The 1617-nt window shown below is 75.8% G+C and carries 2 protein-coding genes; one reads left to right on the plus strand and one right to left on the minus strand.

Annotation, left to right across the window (positions count from 1 at the left end; all coding sequences use genetic code 11):
• Positions 1-52 precede the first annotated feature (52 nt).
• Positions 53-928 carry a 1,4-dihydroxy-2-naphthoate polyprenyltransferase gene (locus Q0L15_RS22640; protein ID WP_296607117.1) on the minus strand — a complete coding sequence of 292 codons (876 nt, stop codon included), beginning with the start codon at positions 926-928 and terminating at the stop codon, positions 53-55.
• A gap of 44 nt (positions 929-972) precedes the next feature.
• On the opposite strand from Q0L15_RS22640, the gene Q0L15_RS22645 reads away from it, so the two are divergent.
• Positions 973-1617 (plus strand): AMP-binding protein (locus tag Q0L15_RS22645; RefSeq protein WP_296607118.1); only part of this gene is annotated, 645 nt, incomplete at its 3' end.

The raw sequence follows: 1617 nt of genomic DNA on the forward strand, positions 1-1617 counted from the left end.
GCCCAGCACCACGACCAGCAGGATGATCCACAGCATGCTGCGAGCGTAGCCCTCAGCCGGCGACGACGAGCCCGAGCGCGACCAGCGCCGCCCAGAGCAGCTCGGCGAGGCCGGTGGACTGCAGGACCGGGATCAGCCCGGGGCCGGTCGCCCCGCCGAGCACGGTGCGGGACGCCGGGACGGCGAGGACGAGGAAGCCGAGGCCGAGCAGCGCCCACCACGACGTGGCCAGCGCGACCAGCGCGACCGCGGCGGCGGCGACGACCACGAGCATCGCGTAGAGGAGCCGGGTCCGCCGGTCCCCGAGGAGCACCGCGAGCGTGCGCTTGCCGGCGACGGTGTCGGTGGGGATGTCGCGCAGGTTGTTCGCGACCAGGATCGCGCAGGCGAGGGCACCCACCCCGACGGCGGCCCACAGCGCGGCCCACTCCCACGTCTCGGTCTGGACGTACGCCGTCCCGATGACGGCGACCAGCCCGAAGAACACGAACACCATGACCTCCCCGAGGCCGAGGTAGCCGTACGGGCGCGAGCCCCCGGTGTAGAACCAGGCGGCGAGCGCGGAGACCAGGCCGACGAGGACCAGCCACCACGCGGTGGTCGCGGCCAGCGCCAGTCCCGCGACGCCGGCCACGCCGAAGGCCAGGAACGCCGCCCGCTTCACCGCCCCCGGAGCCGCGGCGCCGGAGCCCACCAGCCGCATCGGCCCCACGCGCTCGGCGTCCGTGCCACGGATGCCGTCGGAGTAGTCGTTGGCGTAGTTGACCGCCACCTGCAGCGCCAGGGCGACGACGAGCGCGAGCAGCGCCTTCCACCACACGACGGCGTCCTCGTACGCCGCGACGCCGGTCCCGGCGAGCACCGGCGAGACCGCTGCGGGGAGGGTGCGCGGCCGGGCGCCGGCGAGCCACTGCGCGGAAGTTGCCACGACCGGAGATTCAAGCACCCGGGCCCGCGGCTAGCCTCGTCCGGGTGGAGGACCGGGTGGAGGGCGTGCTGGGAGAGGTCGCGGCCTGGCTGGCGGCCGACGACCCCGACCCGTGGGTCGTGGAGACCTCGGGATCGACGGGTACGCCGAAGCGCGTGCTGCTCTCCCGGGCGGCCGTGCTGGCCTCGGTGCACGCCAGCGCTCGGCGGCTCGGCGGGTCCGGGCGCTGGCTGCTCGCGCTGCCCCCGACGTATGTCGCCGGGCTCCAGGTCATCTGCCGGTCGCTGGTCGCGGGCCACGAGCCGGTCCTGCTCGAGGACGACTTCGCCGCGGCCGCGCGCCGGGCGGACTACGTGTCCCTGGTGCCGACCCAGCTGCACCGGCTGCTCGCCACCGACGCCGACGCGCTGCGCTCCTTCCGCACCGTGCTGCTCGGCGGCGGCCCGATCGACGCCGCGCTCCGGCAGCGGGCCGCCGACGCGGGCGTGCGGGTCGTGGCGACGTACGGCTCGGCCGAGACCGCGGGCGGCTGCGTGTACGACGGGATGCCGCTGGACGGCGTCGGCGTCGCGATCGGCGACGACGGCCGCGTACGGATCGGTGGGCCGGTGCTGTTCGACGGGTACGCCGGCGATCCCGCGCGCACGGCCGAGGTGCTCGTCGACGGCTGGTTCCTGACCTCCGACGCG

This window comes from Nocardioides sp. (assembly GCF_024509035.1).
GTDB lineage: Bacteria > Actinomycetota > Actinomycetes > Propionibacteriales > Nocardioidaceae > Nocardioides.